The sequence below is a fragment of the Muribaculum sp. NM65_B17 genome (assembly GCF_004793735.1).
GTDB classification, from domain to species: domain Bacteria; phylum Bacteroidota; class Bacteroidia; order Bacteroidales; family Muribaculaceae; genus Muribaculum; species Muribaculum gordoncarteri.
Window position 1 is genome coordinate 282,013 of record NZ_SRYY01000001.1, and the last position, 23,345, is coordinate 305,357.

Below are 23,345 nucleotides of genomic sequence, written 5' to 3' on the forward strand. Positions count from 1 at the left end.
AAGACCCTTAAAACGGTTTTAGTGGAATATAAAATGAAAAAGTCCGCCGTGCCTTTGTGGTTGTAGGCATGGCGGACTTGTTTATCTAAAAGTATTAAACTTTAGTCTACTTGGATTACGAGATAGTTGGAAAGACTCCAGAATTTCTCAGGATTGGTGACCTTGATTGTCTTCAAGCCGTCATAGTCCTCGATTGTATATGAGTCGGCCGGCATGTTGGTCAGAATCTTGGCTTTCTTGGAGTGGGTGGGTATTGTGGTGAGAGTGCGTTTATCGCTCTGAGTGAAGTAGCTCTGCTGGAAGTCGGCCTGGAGCAGCTTGGTCTTGCGCAGGAATCCGGTTTCGATAATGCGGGCATCCTTTAACTCACCCTTGGTGCCTATTGCATAGTAGCATGAGTTAAGCTCGTTGGTGAGGTTTGCGCTCTCTTCTTGAGCCTTCTCCTTCTCCTCGGTTACAGTGGCTACAGTGGTGCTTAATGAATCCACCTTTGTTCCAAGGTCGGCAATCTGTATCTTTGCGGCTGCAAGGTCGTTACGCAATGTCGAGATTGTAGTTTCCTGGCTGGCTATTTCAGCCTTAAGATTGTCGACAGTCTTTTTCAGGGTACTGCTGTAGCCCTGTGATGACTTCAGTTTCTGCTCAAGGTCGTCAAGGCGCTCGCGGCGCTCCTTGAGAGCCTGCTGTATGGCGACGATGTCGTTGCGTATCTGGTCTTTACGCGATTGTGATTCGGCACCAACATTGGTGGTCGTGAGAATTTTCTCAAGATCCTTGATCTGGTTCATGCCATCGGTGATGTCGTTCAAAAGTGAGAACAGACTGTCCTGGTTGGCGAGAGCAACATGTAATGAATCATCAAGCTGGGCGTTTTGGGCCTGAGCTTCTTTCAGTTTCCCTCCATCGCAAGCTGTGAGGCACACAAGACCTGCGGCAATAATTGAAACTATTTTTTTCATAATCGTATAAAATGATGTTTATATAAGTTTTTATGTCAGGCATCGTTAAAGTCATCGTTGTCGCGATACTTATTGCGATGAGGTTGACGAGCGTTTTTTTCCCTCTTGCCGCTCAGTACAATAACGATTTCACCGCGCGGAATGTTCATTGTGAAGTGTTCGATGAGCTGTTGCAGTGTTCCGGCAATGGTGGAATCATGAAGTTTGGAAATTTCGCGTGACACTGAAGCCTCGCGGTCGTTGCCACAGGCCTGGGCGAGTTGTTGTAATGTTTTTACGAGGCGCAACGCTGACTCATAGAATATTGTCGTGCGAGTTTCTTCGGCAATCTCCGATATGCGCGTAGCGCGTCCTTTTTTCTGAGGCAGAAACCCTTCAAACACGAATCTATCACATGGAAGTCCTGAATTTACGAGTGCAGGGATAAGTGCGGTGGGGCCGGGCAACGTTTCGACTTCGATGTCGTTACGGCGGCATTCGCGCACAAGCATGAATCCGGGATCAGATATGCCCGGAGTGCCCGCATCGCTTATGAGGGCTATGTTTTCGCCTCCTTTCAGCCGGTTTACGACAGGTTCGACCGATGTGTGCTCGTTGAACTTGTGGTGGCTTGCGGTGGGGGTGGTTATGTCGAAGTGCTTGAGCAGGATGCCGCTTGTACGGGTGTCCTCACACAGTACAAGGTCGCACGATTTCAAGATGGCGATTGCTCGCGGAGCCATGTCGCCAAGATTGCCTACCGGAGTAGGTACGATGTAAAGTTTACCGCTCATCGGCCTGAAAAGTGTTTGGCTATTATATCCATGAAATCCTGGACTTCGGGATTGGATGCGTCCCATTCAAGGTCGTTATAGAAGTAGTCGTTGGCTTCCGAGAGCGACGACATGGCCTCGACGAGATTAAGCGTATCGGTCATTTCGGTGGCACTGTTGCCAAACAGTTCGCGACGGAATCGGAACATGTCGTTCAAAGAGAATGCCTTGCGCAGATTGCGCGAATTTTCACGTGCAAGCTTTTCGTCAAGGCGTATAGGCTCTTCGTCATCGGTGTCGGTCGTGTCATCCTGAGGCATCACTATTTCCTCTTCCTCGGGCTCTTCCTGCATCTCTTCGAGTTCAGGCTCTTTTCCTTGTTCCGGTTCTTCCTCCTCTTCTTCGGGTTCCGGCTCTACAGTTTCAATCTCGACTGTAGTTTCCGGAATCGGTTCGGCAATCGGTTCAGGCTCCGTTGCCGGTACTTGTTCAATATCCTGACATGGAGCCTCAGGTTCGGCAAACTCTTCGGCTGATTCGCCTATTATTGTAAGTTGTGGCTGATTGCTTTCAGCGGTATCTTCTTTGAGTTCTTTTTCCTGATTTTCGGTCAGGCTGATTTCAGGTTGTTCCTCAGCTTCAGGCTCTTCCTCTTCTGTCGTCGATTCCTGAATTTCGGGCTCTTCTTTGATTTCGGGCTCTTCTATTTCAGGTTGTTCATAGGCTGTGACATCAGCTTCGTCATTACAGCTGATGATCGCATTGCCGGGCGTATCATCAGTGTCAACATCGTCATTCTCGACAGCGGGCGATATGCCTTCGTTGAGTGACTTGATTTTATCGGAAATCAGCGACCACACTTCCTTGGGCGTGTCGTCGCCTCGATGCATAGCCAAATACAGAAGCCCTTCCAGCTCGTAGTTGATGGTAATCAGTTCTTCGATGTTGACATTCATAAATCGATATTATAATTTTAACACATCACAAAGTTACTCAATCAAAATAATAGTGCAACCAAATTCATAAAAAAAGTTATTGCACATTGTAGGTTTTTATGCGGGGTGCACGTGATGCAGGTGCCTGATCAGGCATTGGCCACAAGATATGCAACGTAGGCCACATAGCATGTCGCGAGTATGATTCCTTCGGCACGGGTGATTGTGCGCTGCTTGAAAAACCATCCGAATATCCAGAACAACAGGCAGGCTCCGGTGAGGACGAGCAGATCGAAATTGCCTATTCCTCCAAACGGGAGGGGACGAATTGTTGCGCTGCATCCAAGCACAAGGAAGATGTTGAAGATGTTGCTTCCTATCACATTGCCGAGAGCTATGCCGGGCTTACCTTTTACAGCTGCAGTTATCGATGTGGCGAGTTCGGGGAGTGATGTGCCGGCGGCTACTATCGTCAAGCCTATTATGGCATCGCTCACGCCGAGTCCCGATGCGATTCCCGATGCCCCGTTGACAAACTGGTCGCCGCCGATAATCAGTCCGGCCAGGCCTATTGCTACCCACAATATCGATTTCCATAACGGCATATCCTTAGTCTTGAATCTTTCTATCTCTTGTGATTCAGCCGGTGTGGCTGACTTTGCCGATGAAAATGTGTGTCGCAGGAATATGGTGAAAAACAGCAGTAGAACTATTCCGTCGACACGGCTTAATATGCGACTGGATGCGCCGTCGAGAAGCGGAGCGTTGCCCATTGCCAGAAGCACTAAAGCCGACAGGAGCACGAGTGGAATGTCCTTGGTCATTATGCTTCGTTCAATCTTTATAGTGGCGAATATCGCCGTTATGCCAATTATGGCAAGGACATTGAAGATGTTGCTTCCGACAACGTTGCCTATAGCCAGCTCGGCACTGCCGTTAATGGCCGATACGATGCTGATGACAAGTTCGGGCGCCGATGTGCCGAAGGCAACCACGGTCAATCCTATGACAAGCTCTGATACGCCCCACCTCTTTGCGATGCTTGAAGCTCCATCGGTCAACATGTTGGCTCCAACCAATATGAACGCCAATCCTGCAATCAGGAATACAATGTTAAGTATCATCTTTAGTTGTTAAATGAAAAGTCCTGCCAATTTAACAAATCGGCATTGCAATTTTGCAACAGCGCAGTTCGATTTAATAAATTTTCACAAATTGACGGGCTGATTAAGGAGGTCAAGACCGGTGATGGTTGACATTTTATGGAGCAAATTTGCGGTGTGGACTTTTTTCTGATACTGATAAATTTTTTTATTGTTCATTAAAAATTGATGTCAACTTAATGGCATGTATAGATTCGGTGGAAAACTTTTTAAGATATTTGAGTGTTTCAAAACTCGAATTGATTCACTGTTAATTTCATTATGATTGTATGGATAAGAAAAGACTTACCGCTGAAAACGGGCGCCCAATCGCCGACAACCAGAATGTTCAAACTGCCGGCCGCCCGGGACCTATGACAATTCAAGATCCGTGGTATCTTGAAAAAATTGCTCATTTTGACCGTGAGGTAATCCCTGAAAGGCGAATGCACGCCAAAGGGTCAGGTGCTTTCGGCACATTTACGGTAACCAATGACATCACCGAATTTACCCGAGCTTCAATATTTTCAGAGGTCGGTAAAAAGACTCCATGTTTGGTGAGATTCTCCACCGTAGCAGGGGAGCGTGGTGCAGCCGATGCCGAGCGCGACATACGCGGTTTTGCAATGAAGTTTTACACCGACCAAGGCAATTGGGATCTTGTGGGTAATAACACTCCGGTGTTTTTTCTGCGTGACCCGTTGAAATTTCCCGATCTCAATCATGCCATAAAGCGAGATCCCCGCACCGGCATGCGCAATCCCACTGCAAACTGGGATTTCTGGACATTGCTTCCTGAAGCATTGCACCAAATCACCATTTCAATGTCGCCTCGGGGCATTCCTGCATCTTTCCGCAATATGCACGGATTTGGAAGTCACACTTACAGTTTCATCAATAAGGACAATAAGCGCACATGGGTGAAGTTTCATTTTATCACGCTTCAGGGTATAAAGAATCTTACCGATAAGGAAGCCGAGGCCATAATAGCCAAAGACCGCGAGTCGCATCAGCGCGATTTGTTTGATGCGATAGAGCGTGGCGATTTTCCTCGCTGGATGCTTCAGGTTCAGTTGATGACCGAGGATGAGGCAAAGAAGTATCACCTTAATCCGTTTGACTTGACAAAGGTGTGGTATCATAAGGATTTCCCGTTACGTGATGTGGGAATTCTTGAACTTAACCGCAATCCCGAAAATTTCTTTGCTGAAATAGAGCAGGCGGCGTTCAATCCTGCCAATATTGTAGATGGAATAGGATTTTCACCTGATAAGATGCTCCAAGGGCGTCTGTTTTCCTACGGTGATGCGCAACGCTATCGACTTGGGGTCAACCACAACCTTATTCCCGTAAACCGTCCGAGATGTCCGTTCCATTCATTTCATCGTGACGGAAAGATGCGCACCGACGACAATTACGGAGCCGCATTATCCTACGAGCCAAACAGCTTTGGCGAATGGCAGGATACTCCGTCAAGGAAAGAGCCGCCTATGGATTTGCATGGCGATGTCTACAACTATGACGAGCGAGAATATGATGAAGATTACTATACTCAGCCGGGTAAGTTGTGGCGGTTGATGAGTGCCGAGGACAAGCAAGCTACTTGTCAAAACACGGCTACTCAAATGGAGGGAATACCCCTGTTTATAAAGCAGCGTCATGTGCGAGCCTGCCATAATGCCGATCCCGAATATGGCCGAATGCTTTCCGAAGCATTGGGAATCGACCTTTCGGAGGCTCTTGTGGCCAAGGATCCCGCTCATCCGTCATGGGATAAGCGCAATAAGGTCAAGTGAATTATGATGGATTAATTATTATATGGATTAGCTTTATCAGATGGTCTGTGTCGAAAATTCCGGCACAGACCATTTTACAATTAGTTGCTGATATATTGAATAGTGATTACGCTTTCAAATACCGAGATAGAGAGGGCAGAATATAATGAGAGTGATGATTAATCCTATAAGGTATCGCGCAAACCGACATAATCGTTGAAAGGTGTAAATATAATCCAAATTTGTGGCTATTTTTAATGCGGAAATAATAATATTTTGATTATCTTTGCAATAAAAAGAGCGAAGATGAAACTTTCAGAATGGATTAGACACCGAGAGATAACAGGCAAACCTTGTTTTTCTTTTTCGGATGTAACAGCAGCTTTTGCAGACATGTCAGAGCAGCCGTTACTTAATTCTTTGAGCCGGTATGTTCGGAGCAAGCGTCTTGCGCTCGTGGCACGAGGATTTTACTGCATTATTCCTCCTCAGTATGCGCTGCAGGGTCTTGTTCCACCGTCATATTATGTAGATCAACTCATGTCGTATATCGGGAAGCTCTATTATGTAGGGCTCCTTAGTGCGGCGGCTTTTTGGGGCGCAGCTCATCAGCGTCCGCAACAGTTTTCTATTATGACAACTTATCCTCGTTATTCACGGTCGAGCGATAGAAATAATATGTTGATATGGTTTTACCGTACAGAAATACCCGAAAAGTTCCTTCTTACTAAAAATACGGAAACCTCTTGTGTTAAATATTCCAATGCTGAGCTGACGGCTATTGACCTCGTTCAGTTTGAGCAACATATAGGAGGATTGTCGCGAGCTGCTACCGTATTGTCAGAACTATTGGAAAATACGAATTTCCGAGGAGCACATGATACACTGTTTAATTTTACAACGGTAGCTACTGTCCAAAGGCTCGGCTACATTGTGGATGAAATTCTTGAAGAGAGGGGGCAGGCGGACATAATATATAATGAATTGAAATTATATAGCAATCATTTCAGATATTGTTGGCTTAGCACGAAGCACGATAAAAAAAAATCTGCAATAAGTGAAAAATGGAAATTATATATTAATACAGAAATTGAGCCAGACGAGATATGATAAACCGCAATGCAATAGATGAATGGAATGAGTTTTTGCCGTGGCAGGACAAGGCTATGGTCGAGCAAGATTTGATAATATCACGTGCTTTGGTCGATATTTTCAGTGATGAGTTTCTCGCCTCGCAACTCGCATTTCGCGGAGGGACGGCACTTCATAAACTCTATCTTTCTCCTCAGCCGAGATATAGCGAGGATATTGATCTTGTGCAAATAAATTCAGGCCCTATAAAACCAATTATGTTTCGTCTTGGGGAGGTTCTCGATTGGTTGCCCGATAGAGTGACGAAGCAAAAGCGATACAACAATACTATGCTTTTCAGATTGGAATCAGAGATTCCTCCGGTAGTGCCTATCCGCTTAAAAATAGAAATCAACTGTTTTGAGCATTTCAACGAATTGGGCCTTGTGAAGATTCCTTTTAGCGTAAGCAATTCATGGTATACAGGGGATTGCGAGATTACTACTTATAGACTTAACGAACTTCTCGGCACGAAGTTACGTGCACTATATCAACGACGCAAGGGACGCGACTTGTTTGATCTTGCAACAGCATTGGCTCATTCGGAGGTCAATGCAGAGGAAATTTTGAGATGCTATTACCGATATATGGATTTCAGTGTTTCTCAACCACCTACCAAAAGACAGTTCGTTATCAATATGGAGGATAAGATGCAGGATCCGGAATTTCTTGGCGACACAACCATGCTTTTGCGACCTGGCATCATCTTCAATCCGGCATATGCATATACCCAAGTATTTGACACATTAATTGATAAAATCAAAAAGTAAATTTCTTACTCAGATAGCTTTTGTTATTCTAAATCTATCTTTTAATGATGCAAAGATGGTAAATTTGTTCATTATATGAAATGTTATGCGATATTTAGCCGTTTTTAGTTGGTGGATTTAATAAACTTTTATCAAATAAATTTTCCATCATATCCTTGTGTTGCCGGCTGTTGGGGGGCATAAAACAAAAAGAGCTGCCCTTGGATGGGCAGCTCTTTGTAGCGAATCTGGGAATCGAACCCAGGTCTCCACCGTGAGAGGGTGGCGTGCTAGGCCACTACACTAAATCGCCGTTAGTATTTGTTTGTCGTTTTCGACACTGCAAAGGTAGTCATATTTTTTTAACTGCCAAAATCTTTTTCAAAAAAAATTGGGCGGTGCCGCATAAAATGAGTAATTTTGAAGAGTAATACCATAACACAGATAAAATTAATTATGCAACCAACATTACAACATCATGCAAGAGTGGATGTAGCCGATGTCCTGAGGGGGCTTGCGGTTATGGGAATAATCTTACTTCACTCGATTGAACATTTCAATTTTTATTCATTTCCCGATACGGCAGGGCAGGGCGCATTGCTCGATTTCACCGACCGTGCGATATGGGACGGTCTTTTCTTCCTGCTTGGAGGTAAGGCTTATGCTATATTCGCATTGCTTTTCGGTTTTAGTTTCTTTATTCAGGACGATAATCAGCGAATGCGGGGCAATGATTTCCGTCGTCGATTCTGCTGGCGATTGCTGCTGCTGTTTATAATCGGTAATTTCAATGCGTGTTTCTTTACCGGCGAGATACTTGTAATGTACTCGTTGATAGGTATTGTGCTTGTACTTACATGCCGATTGTCGACAAAGTGGGTTCTTGCAATAGCTGCATTGTGTATGTTGCAGCCGGTTGCCGTATACAATGTTATAAGGGCATCGCTCGACAGCTCCTACGTGACTCCCACGGTTCCGTCGTCGCATCTTTGGGGCGCAGCATTTGCAATGCAGTCGGGTGGAACGTTCCTTGGCACTGTTGCCGTGAATATATGGGAGGGACAGCTTGCCAGTCTTGCCTGGGCATGGGATCATGGCCGTATCTTCCAGACTGCGTCACTGTTCATGCTCGGAATGGTTATTGGCCGAAACGGACTTTTCCTGAAGGAGCATCTGCCTATGTGGGGCAGGGTACTTGCTATTTCATTGATAGCCTTCTTCCCGCTTCACGGATTGGACCAGATGTTGCCCAATTTCATAGACAATAAAAACATATTGTCGCCGCTGTTGATTATAATCAGTTCGCTTGCCAACCTGTCGTTCATGCTCGTACTCGTTTCGGGTATATTGTTTGCCTTCTATCGCACTAACATGCACGACCTGCTGATGAAGATAACCCCCTATGGCAAGATGAGTATGACCAATTACGTTACTCAGAGCATCGTAGGTTCAATGATATATTATAATTGGGGATTCGGAATGCATGCCCATCTCGGCATTACAGCCAGCTTCCTGTTGGGTATTGTGTTGTTTATGCTTCAATACATGTTCTGCCGCTGGTGGATATCGTCACACAGCCACGGCCCGATGGAATATATGTGGAAGCGTGCGACATGGATTGACAAGTCGCTTCGTCCGACAGTGAAAACGTTATAACAACGATAATATTTGAGGCAGAACCGGCTCGACTCCATCGTTTACAATAGCCTTTGTGAGCGGATGGAGTTGGGCCGCTGTCGTTGATTGCGACGATATTCGTGCAAGCACTTGCTCGCGTGACATTGAGTTGCGTTTCATTACGCGTTGCACGCGCAATTCAGTGGGGGCGGTAACTTCCCACACTTCATCGACCTCGCGGTCGAGTCGGCTTGCATAGAGGATAGCGGTTTCCACCCACACGGTTTTGTCGGACGATGTATCGCGCCAGCGCCGAAGGTCGGCTCTTACCGCCTTGTGTACGATGGAGTTTAGGCGTGACAAGGCGTCGGGATCGTTGAACACGATTTCCGACAATAGTTTGCGGTCGATTGTACGGTCGTTTCTTACGGCATCGATAGAGATGAGATCGATCAGGTCGTTCTTTATTGATTCATCGGTGTCCATCAATGCCTTGGCGCGTGTGTCGCAGTCGTAGACTTTGTGTCCCATTGCCCGCAGGATGTCGGATATTATGCTTTTCCCGCTTCCGATGCCGCCGGTTATCGCTATAAGCCTTGTCGAAGACATGAGTTGATTGTGATTATTGAGCTCGTTTAGGCTCGATTATGTACTCTACACTGTCGGGAGTCATGCTTGCATTTCGGTAAAGCTCGGGCATGAGCGACATTGTGACTTTAAGTTTGCCGTTGCGGGCATGTCGTGCTTCGTTGTAGTCGACATAGGCTTTAAGCACGTAGGGCTCGCTGTTGAATTCGCTCATTGGAACGAGATAGGACACCTCGACTTTTGAGGGGAATGTTATCAATGTATAGTCGTTGGGTACGTTCTTGCCAATAACTGATACGTATTGCTTTCGTGCAATGAGAGGCTCCACGGGTACGGTGAGTATAATCCGGTCGGGAATTATGCGTACACCGGGAATCGGTTCGATGCGGGCATCAAACTTAGTGGTGTCTTTCAATCCGCTCCGCACAATAGGCACGGTTTCAACCGAATTCAGCGAATGGGGGAGATCGTCGACCGAATATAGCCACACTGAATCCACGTTGGCGGTTACTGGCCCGAATACTGTCCATCCGAGTGCGGGGTGTACATCGGCATTTACTTTTACGGCCACCCTTCGTCCGGGACTTGTGGTATAATTGATTCTCATCGAGTCGGGGGTTATCGTGACAATCTGGCTGTTGGCGCCGAAATAGTCACGTAGTCGGGCGTTAAGGTCGGCTGTCCCGAGCAGGAATTTTCCCGATGAGTGGCGATAGTTGTCCCAGTTGATTTTCATTGTCGGCACTTCTCCCCAGCTGTAGCGCACAAGCGACGAGCCTTTGTCGCGCACACTCACTTTCAGCGACGGGGGTACATCGGATATCAATGTCACGCTGTCGGGTACGTTGGTGAGTGTTATAGGCACTTCAAGATCCTCCTGGACTTCATTGTTGAGAGTCAGGAGCAGCCAGAATATGTAGGAGATAAGTAGAAAAACAAGAAACAACAGTATTTCGCGTCCTCGAGTCGATGTTATTAAGTCGTGGACGCGATTTATGAGATCGGATAGTTGCTTCTTGAATGTTGTCGACATTACTTTTGTGTTTGATTGTATAACAATGAAGCCCGTTCATCGCCTATGAAAGGAAATGCACGGGCCCTGTATAGCAATTGAAAATTGTTATTCTTTACTTTGCGCTGTCGCTGTTGGTAGCCGATTCTTGAGCTTGGGCAGCTGACGGATAAACCGAACCCTTGTCGATTGAAATGCGTACATTGTCGGCTATTTCAAGGGTGATTGTGGTGTCTTTCACGGCGCGAATCTTGCCGTAGATGCCTCCTGCTGTTATGACGCGGTCGCCGACATTCAAGCCTTCGCGGAATTTCTTGATTTCCTTCTGCTTTTTCTGCTGCGGGCGAATCATAAAGAAATAGAAAATAGCAATAAGAGCTACAATCATGATCAAGTTCATCATTCCGGCGCTTCCACCTGCTTCCTGTAGGGGTATGAGATTGTTAAGCATGTCTTATTTTATTAAATGTTTTTTGTTTTGTTAATTTTTCAAATGCAAATATAGTGAAAGTAATTCTATTCTTTCACTATTATGCCGTCCTTTTTTAAATTATTAATAATTGCATAGAGAAGTCCTGTGATAAACTGACCGCTCTTGGGTGTAGAGTAATAGTTGGCTATTTCAGTGTACTCGTTTATGGTGACGAGCGTGGGAATCGACTCAAAGTTTATCAGTTCAGCTATGGCAGTTTCAAGGATTACTATATCCATGAACGCGAGGCGGTCGGGATCCCACTTGCTCTCCACGAGGCATGCGTCGATCATTTCGCGGTATTCGACCTGATTGCGTATTGCATCCTCAAAGAGTTTAGGACCGAAGCGTTCATCTTCTATGTCCTTGAACTTGGGGAGAAGTGATATGGGGTTGCCCTCGCTATGGGCGAATTGCTTGATGGTCTTTAGGACGAATGAGCCCATAATGGTAAGGTCGTCGTTCCAGTAGACCGATTGCGATTCAAGCGACTCGGCGAGGTCGTCGCTCTCCACGATTATGTTCTTGAAGAGAGAGTACCATAACTCGCAGTCGGCAGCGAAATCGGTAGCAGGAGCTGCCATGTAATCCTTATAGATGTCGCTCTCAAGAATCTTGTCGAGAATGCGGCGCAGTGTCACATCCTCGTCCTGCCATGAAATGGGTGTCTTGTCGAGATACTCCTTCATGTCGTCATTGTTGCGCAGTGCCTGAATGAACTGATTCTCGACAAATCGCATGTTGGGATTCAGGTCGTCGTGCGACGGCAGGTATTTATGCTTTGCCTCATCAAGGTTCAGTGCACGCAGGTCGGTGAGGTCGATCATCAACTGCAGCAAGCTGTGATATAGTTCGTAGGCCTTGTCGAGCGATGTGGCAAGACCTCTTCGGGCCTCCACAAGCGAGCTGCGCACAGTCGAAAAGTCGTTGAGCGTTTCATCGAGCATCTGGAGAGCCTGCTCGTAACCCACATGGGTGAATCCGGGGTCGGAGTTTATGAGCTCCTTGATGGCGTTGTCACGCAGCAGGATGGTGGTGAATATGGTTTTCCAAAGCTGTACCTCGTCCTGGATTTCAGGCTTGGTCTTCATGCGCGAATAGTCCTTGAACGCGCTTGATTCCTTGATGGCGGCCGACAGGCGCTGATGGTGGGGTAGAAGAGCCTCGGAAAATGAGCGGTGATGCAGCGCAATATCTTTCATGTCATCATTGGCGGCAAGCGCTGCAGCTATGTGAGTCCAGTCGTTTTTGCCGATTTTGTTGGCCGGCTCGATGCGCGGGCGGCCCTCATAGTTGGATATGCGATAGCCCGACTGGTCAAGCAGCAACAGGAGCAAGTCACAATAAAGCGAGTAGGCAAACCGCTTGTCACGTGAATGGGATTCCGGTTCGGGAAGTATCTTAAAATCACTGCGGGTCAACAGATAGGAGTAAAGCATCTGAACGACCTTCATTCTAATCAAGATTCTGTTTATCATAACTCAAAGCTCTTGTAATGTTGTTTTGTGGCTGCAAAATTAGTAAAAAATGTTGGGATATGGTGAAAACGGCTGATAAAATGATGAAAAATAGCGTCGGCAATCAACTCTGCCGACGCTATGTCAAGTATCTTTTTTACGGTCATTCCTGAGCCAGCGGATTCCATCCCTGGGCTTTCAGCTCGATTTCGGTGTTGTCGCGTGTTATCATCGCGCATCCGAGCGACTCGTTTGTTATGTGGCCTATCACTTTCACGCCGGGGAGCTTTGACACCTTTTCGTGGTCGTGAAGAGGCACGGTGAACAGAAGTTCGTAGTCCTCGCCGCCGTTGAGAGCCGCTGTAACGAGATTCATGCCGAGCTCTTCGGCCATGACAGCCGTCTGATAGTCGATGGGGATGCGGTCCTCATAGATGCGGCATCCTGTGTGGCTCTGCTTGCAGATGTGTAGCAGCTCGCTTGAAAGTCCGTCGGATATGTCCATCATCGCTGTCGGCTTTATTCCTGCCCGGTCAAGCTCGGCTATGATGTCCTTGCGTGCCTCGGGCTTAAGCTGACGCTCGATGAGGTACTCCTTGCCTTCAAATTTCGGTATGAAGTCCTTTTGACCCACCGAGGCGATTTTTTCTCGTTCGAGGAGCTGCAATCCCATGTAAGCCGCGCCGAGGTCGCCACTCACGCATATAAGGTCGGTGTCCTTTGCGCCGTCGCGATAGACAATTTTGTCCTTGGGGGCATCGCCTATGCAGGTCACCGAAATTACAAGGCCCTGACGCGACGATGTGGTATCGCCGCCCACGAGGTCGACTCCGTATATCTCGCAGGCATGACGGATGCCCGAGTACAATGCTTCGATGTGCTCAACGGTGAACCGCTTGGATATTCCGAGCGAAACCGTTATCTGCCGTGGTGTACCGTTCATGGCGTAGACATCGCTGAAGTTGACCACAGCGCTTTTGTAGCCGAGGTGCTTCAACGGCACGTAGGTGAGGTCGAAGTGGACGCCTTCAAGCAGGAGGTCGGTAGTGACGAGTACTTCGGTGTCGTGATATTCCAGCACAGCGGCATCGTCGCCCACGCCTTTTAACGACGATTGATTGGCAAGCTCGATGCCGTCGGTCAGTCGGTCGATTAATCCAAATTCGCCCAAAGAGGCTATTTCAGTCATCTTGTCTTCCATCATTCTTCAAATCGGTTGACAAGTTCAGTCATGATTTCCATCATCTTGGGCTGGGCTTTGGCGGCAGCCTTCTGTACTTCCTCGTGCGAAACTTCCTCGACGATGCCTTCGACACCGAGATCGGTAATTACCGATACGCCGAAAACTTCCATGCCTCCGTGACGGGCTACGATTACCTCGGGCACAGTCGACATTCCCACTGCATCGCCGCCGATGATGTGGAAATACTTGTATTCGGCCGGAGTTTCAAATGTAGGACCTTGCGTGCCCACATATACACCGTGCATGACGCGGATGCCCTTCTCCTCGGCAATCTCCATGGCGTGCTTTATCAGTCGCTTTGAATAGGCTTCGCTCATGTCGGGGAAACGTGTGCCGAGTTCGTTGTAGTTCTTTCCGCGCAACGGATGCTCGGGGAATAGGTTGATGTGGTCGGTTATTATCATGATGTCGCCTATCATGAATTCGGGATTCATGCCTCCGGCAGCATTGCTTACAAAGAGAGTCTTTACGCCGAGAGCCTTCATCACGCGCACTGGGAATGTGACTTGCTTCATGTCGTAGCCTTCATAGAAATGGAAGCGTCCCTGCATGGCCATGATGCGTTTGTTGCCGAGGCGGCCGAATATCAGATTGCCTGAATGGCCTTCGACGGTCGATACGGGGAAGTTGGGGATTTCAGTGTAGGGGATATATTGCTTGTCCTCGATGTGGTCGACAAGAGCTCCAAGTCCGGTGCCGAGAATTATTGCGGTTTTAGGCAAATCGGTTACTTTTGAGCGGATGTAGTCGGCGGTCTGGTTAATTTTTTCTAACATGATTTTGGTCTTTATTTGGATTTAAAAAGAGTCATGTATATAACATCGGGCTCCATTGAAATGTTGCGCTTAACGTTCTATTCGCGCGGTGATTTTATTATGGAGCGTATTTCTTTGTCAAATGACGGAGTACCCGACGGCATGGCGTAGGGCAGGAATTCCACTTTTATGGGGATGTAGAATGTGCATGCCTTCAGCTCATGGGGGAAGTAGGGATTGTTGGCTATGCGCACGGCATCCTTTTCAGTCGTGATTATGTATTTGTTGCGACCCGGCATTTTTTCATGCAACTTCTTTATCTCTTCAAAGTTCTTGCGGGTGAAGTTGTGGTGGTCAGCAAATTGCTTCACCGTCACTGATGCCTGATGGCGCTTTATGTAGCGGACAAACGGTTTGGGATTGGCTATGCCTGCGATGACGAGCACCGAATCGTCCTTCGTGAGCCATGACAGGTTGAGCACGTAGGTAGTTTCGTCGGGATACAGGCTTACGGGATTTCCGTAAACGTAATGTGAAAAATAGAGTTTCTGGTAGGCAAAAAGGTTGAGATGCTCATAGATGAGGCGTATGTCCATCGGCCGTATCTCCGAGGGGCATTTTGTCACCACTATCACATCGGCTCGGTTAAGTGCACTCTGCGGTTCGCGCAGACGGCCGAGCGGCAGAAGGTCGTCGTTGTATATCGGGCGGTTCCATTCCATGAGCACAATCGACAACGACGGCCTGACATAACGATGCTGGAATGCGTCGTCAAGCAGGATGAGGTCGATAGTGGGGTCGATGCGCATCATCTCCTCGATTCCCTTGCAGCGGTCCTCACACACGGCAACGCGCACGTGACGGCCATATTTCTGATACATCTGGTAGGGTTCGTCGCCGATATCCGACGGGGTGGAGTGCTTGTTGGCCATGATGAATCCGCGTGTGTTGCGTTTGTATCCTCGGCTTAGCACCCCGATGCGGTAGACTCCGCGGAGAGCGTTGATTACATATTCGGTGTGGGGCGTCTTTCCGGTTCCTCCCACCGAGAGATTTCCGACAACCACTACCGGGATGTCGAATTTGTGCTGCTTCAACAGGTGCCACTCAAACATGCGGTTGCGCACTGCAACCCCCATGCCGTATAACTTCGACATGGGGAGTAGCATTGCTTTTTCTATGAGCTTGTTGCGACCCATCGGGCAGTTATCTCATTATGTTATTCGATTACAATAGGTTCCATGCGGCACTGGATGCGTTCAAGCTGTGTCGCCTTCTTTATGGCATCGTAGAGTTGGCGAGCCTCGCCAAGCTCTTCGTTGAGAATCGATTCCTTGACATTGCCTGATGCCATGAGTATTTCTTCCCACCATTCACCCTTGGGGTCGGGATACTCTACAATCTGGTATTTGTCGTAACCCTGTTCGAGGGCGAGGGCTTCGATGCAGTCGTTGAGGGTGCCGAGTTCATCTACGAGTCCTATGCGCTTTGCGGCCATGCCGTCCCACACGCGACCTTCGGCGATTGCCTTTATTGAATCGACGCTGAGGTTGCGACCCTCGGCGCAGCGGCCTACGAATGTTTCATATCCGCGGTCGATTTGACGCTGCATTGCGGCGCGCTGTATTTCGGTCATGGGTTCGGCAAGACTGAGGTTGGCGTTGGGGTTGGTCGATATAGTCGATATGTTGACTCCGAGTTTATCGGTAAGCAATCCCTTTACACACGGAATTATGCCGAAGATGCCTATGGATCCTGTAAGTGTTACAGGCTGGCAGTAGATTTTGTCGGCTCCGCATGAGATGTAATATCCGCCCGATGCGGCTACATCGCCCATCGACACGTAGAAGGGTTTACCTTTGGCCTTGAACTGCTCGAGAGCTTCCCATATCTGTTCTGAGGCAAATGCGCTTCCGCCTCCTGAGTTTACGCGGAGTACAAGTGCGTCGATGTCGTCGTCTTCAGCCAGGTCGAGAATCATCGGGGCCATCTTGGCTCCTACTATGCCCGAGTTGCCGGTGTCGACAATGTCGCCTACGGCATACAGCACGGCAATCTTGTTGTCCGATTTCTTATCCTTTATAGATGCCGCATAGCTTGTGGGTGACACCAGATTCAGACTTTCATCGGAATCGGTTTCGGTAGCCGTCTTCATCCAATCCTCGGCTTCATGGCGATATAGCAGCGATGAAACTACGTTGCGTGAAGCGAATGTGGAGGGATTCTGGGTGGCTATTATGCTGTCGGCCCATTGGTTTACGGTTTCCGAGTCAACATTGCGGCCGGTTGCGATTCCCTCTCTTATGTAATCCCAGATGGGATTGATGTAGGCTTTTATCTGCTGGATATTGGCTTCGCTGGGGCCAGTCATGATGTAAGGCTCGACAGCGCTTTTATAGGTGCCTACTTTTATCACTTGGGCTTCTACTCCGAGTTTGTCGAGCAATCCCTTGAAGTAGGGCGTGCTTCCTCCAAGTCCGTGGATGTCGATGTTACCTATGGGGTTAAGCCATAAAGAGTCGGCAACCGATGCAAGATAGTAGTTGCCCTGAGAGTAGGCGTCGCCGTAGGCAACAATCCATTTTCCCGATTCCTTGAACTTGGCAAGCTCTTCGGCTACATAGGCCAAAGTAGCTGTGCCGGCGCTTCCGCCGTTACATTCGAGATATATGCCGTCGATTTTTGAGTCGGTGGTAGCATGTCTGATTGATTTTATCAGGTCGTTAAGTGGTATAGAGTTGTTTTGTATCCCTTGCAGCTCGTCGATGAGTGATTTGCCCTGCGCACGTTCTTCGATTGAGCCGTCAAGATTTATGTGGAGTATCGAGTGCTTCGATATCTCCGGACTTGAAGAGCCCGAACCGGCTGCTATCATCATTATCAACATTAAGAATGATCCTAAAATAGAAATCAGGATCGTAATCCAAATACCTGCTATGGTTGCAAGTACATAAATAAAGAATTGTTTCATCTTAGTTTAGAAATTTGTCATACACAGCGTCTTCTACGGCACTATACCCTACAAAGATAATTGATTAAATGCAGTAGTGCAAATATTTATTGTATAAAGTTATTATTTGCGAAAATTGCATGTATTTCGTTCTTGATTTCGACCGTTGTGTTGCTTGAAAAATGCCGACAATTCCGACACAACAGCCGAGGTCGTCAGCCTTTTCGGTAGTATGGTTAAGTCATTTTCGTATAAATATAGGATAGACATACATGTGAAAGCGGCTGTGTCAAAAAAATGGCACAGCCGCTTGTGGGGTCAATGATTGATGAAATGTTATTCAGCTTTCAGGAAATGTATTCCCAGTTCAATCTTGGTTGTGTTGTCGATGATTTGCGGCATGGTGCGCAATGCTCCTCCCATCATAGGTGCCATAGAACCGAATGTGGGATCCTTGGCCATTTCTTCAAGAAGCATATTGATAAAATCCTCATCTTCAAACAGTGGTGATGCACACTTTAATATGGGAACGAGGAATTCGGTTCCGAGATAGATGTCCATCGAGTTGTCTTCGGCATTCTGCGACACCTGAACGGGTACACCGTCGGTAAGCAGAGGCATGGCTATACCCATGAGCTGAGCAATCATTTCGCCCATGTCGACTGCGCGTGAGCGGTTTTCGGGAGCATTGGCCATCGAGTGGTATATGATTGCAGCCGGGTTGAGGAACACCTGTATCGAGTTGTCGTCGTTTACGATGTACTGTGCAATGTTCAACGGTGATGTCGTAGGCTCGGTAGCTCCGTTTTCGATATCGACATATACGGCCGTTATGTTGCCGTCGATGCCGAATGTAATGCTCTTAAGGGCAGTGGGCAGCATGTCGGTAACGCTTACCGATACGGGATTGCCTTCTTCATCGACTTGGTCGGTGGGGATTGTCGGCACTCTCAATGCTATACCTACAATTGAGCTTATAGGTATGCCGTAGCCGGGGAAAAGTTCTACTTCCGTATCAGATTCCCAAACGAAGTGCAACGGATCGAGAGTAAAGTCTTCGTTGGCATAGGGAACGTTCAGCGTCAATCCTGCAAGAGCAGCGTTCTTTAGCTTGACATCGCTTATGGCGAGCTTGAGGGTGCTTTCGGTTATCTTGCCTGAATAGCTGAATGTGCAGTGCTCGGTTTCCGACTTTCCGCTGAAGGAGTTGTCGACCGATATCTTTATCGGAAGGGTGAAGGTGACATTGCCGGGGAATACACCTGTTGTGGGAAGTCCTACTTCGGTCGAAGCGTCGGCTGCAGGTACCAGACCCTCTATGATGGCGCTTATGTCGAGCGGTGCGCCCTGCATTGTGAGTGTTGCCTCTTCGAGATTTTCAAGATTGGGTGTAAATGTGATGGCTTTGCCGAGCATGGGAGCGTCGTTGTACATGAGCTGTAGTCCTGATGCATCGGTGTAGGTTTTAGGCTCGATGATAGGGGCGCCCTTCATGGTCACCTGGTCGATGGCTATTGTCAGTCCGGCGTCGCTTACGGATCCGTTGTAACGGTAAGTACAGAACGGAGTTTCACCGTTTCCGCTGAATAGGGCTTCGTTGGCGTTCTGTATCAATGTCACGGGTATAATGAGTTCATTGGTGCCGGGTACTATGTTGCCGGGTGACAACAATGGAGCGCTTGGTATGTTTTCGCTTCTTTTGCTTCCTATTGTCGACAAGGTGAGAGTAGCCTTTTGAGGGTCAGTTGCATCGGGAGTGTACAATACTGTTACATCGGTGCGATCCGTGCCTCCGTATGTGTACTTAAGTCCGTTGCTTGTGGTGTACATTTCAACCTTTGTGGGAGGAACGTATGGATCGTCGTCGTCACTACAAGCGGTAAAAATGCAAGTGGAGCATAGCACGGCAATTAAATAAAAAAATTGTTTCTTCATAACTTTTTCCTGTATTATTGGTTATTTACATCTCCATTACCGGGAGATTGCAGTTTGAGTTTATACAAATTGTCGCAAAGATAGTGTAAAAATTTGGCAAATTATTACGAAAAATAATAAAAATTGATATTTATTTCTATCTTTGTGGAAATATTATCATTCATTAAAAATAGTTTGCAATGAAAAAACAACTCGCAACATTGTTGTTGCTCGTCGGAGCAATGACAATTCAGGCTCAGCAGCCGGTCGAATCACAATGGCTTGACATTGATTACGTAGGCGACAACATCGAAGGCCACAAACTTGACATATATCTTCCGTCGGTAAAGAAGGATTCTTATCCTGCAGTGGTGTTGATATACGGTAGTGCATGGTTTGCCAACAATGCCAAGAAAATGGCTTTTGACTCCATGGGAAAGCAATTGCTCGATGCCGGATTTGCTGTCGTTTCGATAAACCATCGTGCAAGTGTCGAGGCCAAGTATCCTGCTCAGATTCAGGATGTAAAGGCTGCCGTGCGTTATGTCAGGGCCAATGCAGACAAATATAAGATCGATCCTTCATTTATCGGAATAACCGGATTTTCATCGGGAGGACACCTCTCATCGCTTGCCGGAACCACCAATGGCGTGAAGACAATGACCTCAGGCGATGTCACAGTCGATATCGAGGGCAATCTCGGTGATTACACATCGGCGAGCAGCGATGTAAATGCCGTGGTTGACTGGTTTGGCCCGATCGACATGTCACGCATGGAAAACTGTAACACAACCAAGGGTGCCGATTCTCCCGAAGCGATGTTGATTGGCGGCGCACCTGCCGATAACCTTGATATGATCAAGTTGCTGAACCCAATGACCTACATCGACGCCAACGACCCGAAATTCATTGTGATTCATGGCGATGCCGACCCCGTAGTGCCTTACTGCCAGAGCGAATATTTTGCCGACGCATTGAAGAAAAACGGCAATCTTGTGGAATTCATCACTGTTCCTGAAGGGCAGCACGGCCCTGTGACATTCAATGAGGGAACGTTTAAGAAAATGACTGATTTCTTTGTTGAGCAGGCTCGCAAAGTCACCGGAAAGTAACAAGGCGTGATTCAATATATTGCACATTGACGAAAATGAGTTAACTTTGTAGCCGTATTTTTTAAGGATTTATTAATTAAAGAAAGAATGAAAAAGTGCAAATGGGCACTGTGTGTAGCTCTTGGAATTATTGCCATGTCGTGCATAAGGGAAGAGCCGCTCAATGCCGAAGCCGATATAGAATCGGTGACTCTTTCGGGTGATGTGCTTAATCGAGCTCCCATAATAGAAAACGACAAGGTGATGCTTGTCGTTAAGTTCGGAACCAATGTCACTGAACTTGCTCCCGAGTTCAAGCTGACTCCCGGCGCCACCATTCAGCCACCGAGCGGAACGGTGCGTGACTTTTCATCGCCGCAAAAATATGTAGTAACATCGCAGGACGGGGAGTGGAGCAAACTCTACACCGTAACCGTGACTTATGCCGATTTCAATAATTACCGTTACGACTTCGAGCATGTCAAGATAGGAACGGTAAATCGAAGCAACTACGACATCTTCTATGAGCTTGACCCGGCCGGAAAGGAAACTCTCGTGTGGGCGAGCGGTAACCCCGGATTCGCTATGACGGGTTCTGACCGCAAGCCCGATGAATTCCCCACCTATCAGGTCGACAATGGCAAGTCGGGCAAGGCACTTGCGCTTACTACGCGTCGCACCGGAGGTTTTGGAAGCATGATGAACAAGCCTATTGCGGCGGGTAATCTTTTCCTCGGTACATTTGATTTCAACAGTGCTTTGACCAATGCGCTCAAGGCCACTAAATTCGGCACACCGTTCAATCGCATACCTGTGTATCTTAAAGGATACTACAAGTACACTCCCGGCCCCGTGTTCTATGTGCTCGACAAGGATGCCCCCGACAAGATGCGTCCTGTTGAAGGCAAGGTCGACAAGTTCAACATCTATGCGGTGTTCTTTGAGCCTACTGCCGACATGCTCTATCTTGACGGCGAGAATGTGCTTTCGGAGGATAACCCCAACATCATAGCAGTCGCCGAGATAGCCGATGCCGACCGCGTGAAGAAGACGGAGTGGACTGAGTTCAATCTGCCGTTTGTTCTGCGGCCCGGAAAGGAGATCGACGCCGACAAGCTGGCCGATGGACGCTACAGCATCACCATAGTGTTTGCATCAAGTATCGACGGTGACCTCTTTGAAGGTGCGCCTGAAAGTACTCTGTTGATTGACGAGGTTGAACTTGGTTGTCAATAAACGTGATAAAATTGAATGAATTATGAAAAGTAACCGATACATTATAATTATATTGGCGTTGTTGGCAACTGTGACTGTAAAGGCCCAGGACGACATGACTTCGGGCCTTCGCTGGTCGATGCTGCACAATCTGGAATATGAAATAAATGCCGGAATAAACATCGGTGGTACGGCTCCAATTCCTCTTCCCGGTGAGATACGCAAGATTGATTCCTACGACCCCAATCTTAACCTGCACATAGGTGCTTCGGCCACTAAATGGCTTAGCAACGACAAGCGATGGGGCGTTATGGTGGGATTGCGTTTTGAATCCAAGGGTATGAAGACTAAGGCCACCGTTAAGAACTACGGAATGGAGATAATTCAGGACGGAAGCCGTGTGAAGGGTAACTGGACCGGTAAGGTGCAGACAAAATATCACGGTAACTTCGTCACCCTGCCCATCTCGGCTGTGTATAAGATCAGTCAGCGTGTAAGGGTGAATTTCGGCCCATATATCGGCATAGGCATGAACGGAGAATTTTCGGGCTATGTCTACGACGGCTACCTGCGCGAAGGCGATCCCACGGGCAATAAGGTCACCTTTGAGGGAGAGTCGCAGGCTCCCTACGATTTTTCCGACGAGCTGCGCACATTCCAGTGGGGATTGCAGGGCGGCATTTCATGGCGTGCGTTTAAGCACCTTTCGGTTCAAGGCAATCTGAGCTGGGGATTCAACGACATTTTCAAAAAGTCGTTCAATACCGTAACATTTGATCTCTACCCCATATATCTTAATGTGGGATTCGGATATGCATTCTGATGCAGAATGTGTGTAAATAATTGGTGAAGGGCGATGTTACAATCGCCCTTCGTCATTATATGAGTAATAGGATTCGTGTGTTACGATTATATGGTCGAGCACCTGCAGGTCGAGCAGTTTGCCTCCCTCCTTTATCTTGGCGGTGAGCCGGTCGTCCTCGACGCTCGGCTTTAATGTTCCCGACGGATGGTTGTGTACAAGTACTATTGAAGCTGCTACATCGCCGCATTCGACGACTCTTTTAAACAGAAGTTTTGAGTCGACCACGGTTCCGGCCGTTCCTCCCTGGCTCAGGCGGAACATGTCGAGCACGTGATTGCTGCGGGTGAGCACAATCACCCAGAATTCTTCGTGATTGAGTAACTCAAGCTTGCTGCGGATGAGTGAGTACACACTTTTGCTGCCCGTGATGCGCGGGCGTTCGGTAGGAGATTCGTCACGGCATCTCATTCCGAGCTCTATGGCAGCGGCGAGCGCAATAGCCTTTGCCGGGCCTATGCCGGGATTTTCCTTTACGAGCTCCTTTATCGACTTGCGGGCAAGCGTGCTGAGGCTGCCGCCGTTGCGAGCGAGCAGCTCCTGACTCATGGTGAGTACCGATTTGCCTTTGATGCCGTTGCCGAATATTATTGCTATCAGTTCGGCCTTGCTCAATGTCTTGATGCCGTTGCGCATCGCCTTTTCACGCGGGCGGTCGTCGGCTGCGAGGTCTTGTATAAGCACGTAGTCACGTGCCTGAGGAGAGTCGGGTTGCATGTTATGGTA

Annotated in this window: 21 protein-coding genes and 1 tRNA gene; 7 read left to right on the forward strand and 15 right to left on the reverse strand. The window is 47.8% G+C overall.

Translation table 11 applies throughout. From position 1 onward, the window contains the following. Positions 1–101: 101 nt before the first annotated feature. From E5354_RS01250 to E5354_RS01265, 4 genes are all read right to left on the reverse strand, one after another. Positions 102–959, reverse strand: a complete 858-nt coding sequence (locus E5354_RS01250) for a hypothetical protein (protein ID WP_135946141.1) — start codon at positions 957–959, stop codon at positions 102–104. A gap of 35 nt (positions 960–994) precedes the next feature. Continuing rightward, positions 995–1,732: a 16S rRNA (cytidine(1402)-2'-O)-methyltransferase gene (rsmI, locus tag E5354_RS01255; RefSeq protein WP_135946142.1), complete on the reverse strand. Its 738-nt coding sequence runs from the start codon at positions 1,730–1,732 to the stop codon at positions 995–997. Next, entirely contained in the window at positions 1,729–2,667 is a 939-nt protein-coding gene (locus tag E5354_RS01260; RefSeq protein ID WP_135946143.1) for a hypothetical protein, read from the reverse strand. The genes rsmI and E5354_RS01260 overlap by 4 nt, the downstream gene beginning before the upstream one ends. Positions 2,668–2,795: 128 nt before the next feature. Continuing rightward, positions 2,796–3,767 (reverse strand): calcium/sodium antiporter, encoded by a 972-nt coding sequence (locus tag E5354_RS01265; RefSeq protein ID WP_286525812.1) that lies wholly within the window; start codon positions 3,765–3,767, stop codon positions 2,796–2,798. Positions 3,768–4,078: 311 nt separating this feature from the next. On the opposite strand from E5354_RS01265, the gene E5354_RS01270 reads away from it, so the two are divergent. The 3 genes from E5354_RS01270 (at position 4,079) to E5354_RS01280 (ending at position 7,464) form a co-directional block, all read left to right on the forward strand. Continuing rightward, on the forward strand, positions 4,079–5,584 hold the full coding sequence (locus E5354_RS01270) for a catalase (RefSeq protein ID WP_135946145.1): 1,506 nt from the start codon (positions 4,079–4,081) through the stop codon (positions 5,582–5,584). Positions 5,585–5,869: 285 nt separating this feature from the next. Continuing rightward, on the forward strand, positions 5,870–6,673 hold the full coding sequence (locus E5354_RS01275) for a type IV toxin-antitoxin system AbiEi family antitoxin (RefSeq protein ID WP_123395816.1): 804 nt from the start codon (positions 5,870–5,872) through the stop codon (positions 6,671–6,673). After that, positions 6,670–7,464 carry a nucleotidyl transferase AbiEii/AbiGii toxin family protein gene (locus tag E5354_RS01280; RefSeq protein ID WP_135946146.1) on the forward strand — a complete coding sequence of 265 codons (795 nt, stop codon included), beginning with the start codon at positions 6,670–6,672 and terminating at the stop codon, positions 7,462–7,464. The genes E5354_RS01275 and E5354_RS01280 overlap by 4 nt, the downstream gene beginning before the upstream one ends. A gap of 219 nt (positions 7,465–7,683) precedes the next feature. On the opposite strand, the gene E5354_RS01285 is transcribed toward E5354_RS01280, so the two are convergent. Then, positions 7,684–7,756: transfer RNA gene (locus tag E5354_RS01285), tRNA-Glu, on the reverse strand. A 143-nt stretch (positions 7,757–7,899) separates the two neighbouring features. Between E5354_RS01285 and E5354_RS01290 the strand changes: the two genes are divergently transcribed. Beyond that, a complete protein-coding gene (locus E5354_RS01290) occupies positions 7,900–9,099 on the forward strand; it encodes a DUF418 domain-containing protein (RefSeq protein ID WP_123396535.1) in 1,200 nt (399 codons plus the stop codon). Here the strand turns inward: E5354_RS01290 and coaE are convergent. From coaE to E5354_RS01335, 9 genes are all read right to left on the reverse strand, one after another. Next, positions 9,094–9,669, reverse strand: coding sequence for a dephospho-CoA kinase (coaE, locus tag E5354_RS01295; protein WP_123396536.1), 576 nt, complete (start codon positions 9,667–9,669; stop codon positions 9,094–9,096). The genes E5354_RS01290 and coaE overlap by 6 nt on opposite strands. A 13-nt stretch (positions 9,670–9,682) precedes the next feature. Further along, positions 9,683–10,681 (reverse strand): hypothetical protein, encoded by a 999-nt coding sequence (locus tag E5354_RS01300; RefSeq protein WP_123396537.1) that lies wholly within the window; start codon positions 10,679–10,681, stop codon positions 9,683–9,685. A gap of 94 nt (positions 10,682–10,775) precedes the next feature. Next, positions 10,776–11,111, reverse strand: coding sequence for a preprotein translocase subunit YajC (yajC, locus tag E5354_RS01305; protein WP_123396538.1), 336 nt, complete (start codon positions 11,109–11,111; stop codon positions 10,776–10,778). A 65-nt stretch (positions 11,112–11,176) separates the two neighbouring features. Continuing rightward, the gene (locus E5354_RS01310) at positions 11,177–12,586 is read right to left on the reverse strand and encodes a transcription antitermination protein NusB (RefSeq protein WP_168353789.1); all 1,410 of its coding nucleotides are present in this window, start codon (positions 12,584–12,586) and stop codon (positions 11,177–11,179) included. Between the two features lie 166 nt (positions 12,587–12,752). Next, positions 12,753–13,793: a thiamine-phosphate kinase gene (thiL, locus tag E5354_RS01315; protein ID WP_123396540.1), complete on the reverse strand. Its 1,041-nt coding sequence runs from the start codon at positions 13,791–13,793 to the stop codon at positions 12,753–12,755. Further along, a complete protein-coding gene (locus E5354_RS01320) occupies positions 13,790–14,608 on the reverse strand; it encodes a purine-nucleoside phosphorylase (RefSeq protein WP_123396541.1) in 819 nt (272 codons plus the stop codon). The genes thiL and E5354_RS01320 overlap by 4 nt, the downstream gene beginning before the upstream one ends. A gap of 77 nt (positions 14,609–14,685) precedes the next feature. Beyond that, complete coding sequence (lpxK, locus tag E5354_RS01325) at positions 14,686–15,786, reverse strand: tetraacyldisaccharide 4'-kinase (RefSeq protein WP_123396542.1); 1,101 nt, start codon at positions 15,784–15,786, stop codon at positions 14,686–14,688. A 20-nt stretch (positions 15,787–15,806) separates the two neighbouring features. Next, positions 15,807–17,558: a signal peptide peptidase SppA gene (sppA, locus tag E5354_RS01330; protein WP_135946147.1), complete on the reverse strand. Its 1,752-nt coding sequence runs from the start codon at positions 17,556–17,558 to the stop codon at positions 15,807–15,809. A gap of 315 nt (positions 17,559–17,873) precedes the next feature. Beyond that, positions 17,874–19,472, reverse strand: a complete 1,599-nt coding sequence (locus E5354_RS01335; protein WP_135946148.1) for a DUF4925 domain-containing protein — start codon at positions 19,470–19,472, stop codon at positions 17,874–17,876. 179 nt (positions 19,473–19,651) lie between these two features. On the opposite strand from E5354_RS01335, the gene E5354_RS01340 reads away from it, so the two are divergent. The 3 genes from E5354_RS01340 (at position 19,652) to E5354_RS01350 (ending at position 22,580) form a co-directional block, all read left to right on the forward strand. Further along, positions 19,652–20,563: an alpha/beta hydrolase gene (locus E5354_RS01340; RefSeq protein WP_135946149.1), complete on the forward strand. Its 912-nt coding sequence runs from the start codon at positions 19,652–19,654 to the stop codon at positions 20,561–20,563. Positions 20,564–20,650: 87 nt separating this feature from the next. After that, entirely contained in the window at positions 20,651–21,778 is a 1,128-nt protein-coding gene (locus E5354_RS01345; protein ID WP_135946150.1) for a PCMD domain-containing protein, read from the forward strand. 22 nt (positions 21,779–21,800) lie between these two features. Then, a complete protein-coding gene (locus E5354_RS01350; RefSeq protein ID WP_135946151.1) occupies positions 21,801–22,580 on the forward strand; it encodes a porin family protein in 780 nt (259 codons plus the stop codon). 36 nt (positions 22,581–22,616) lie between these two features. Here E5354_RS01350 and radC read toward each other — a convergent pair whose 3' ends face one another. Then, positions 22,617–23,336, reverse strand: a complete 720-nt coding sequence (gene radC / locus E5354_RS01355; protein WP_135946152.1) for a RadC family protein — start codon at positions 23,334–23,336, stop codon at positions 22,617–22,619. Positions 23,337–23,345: the final 9 nt, after the last annotated feature.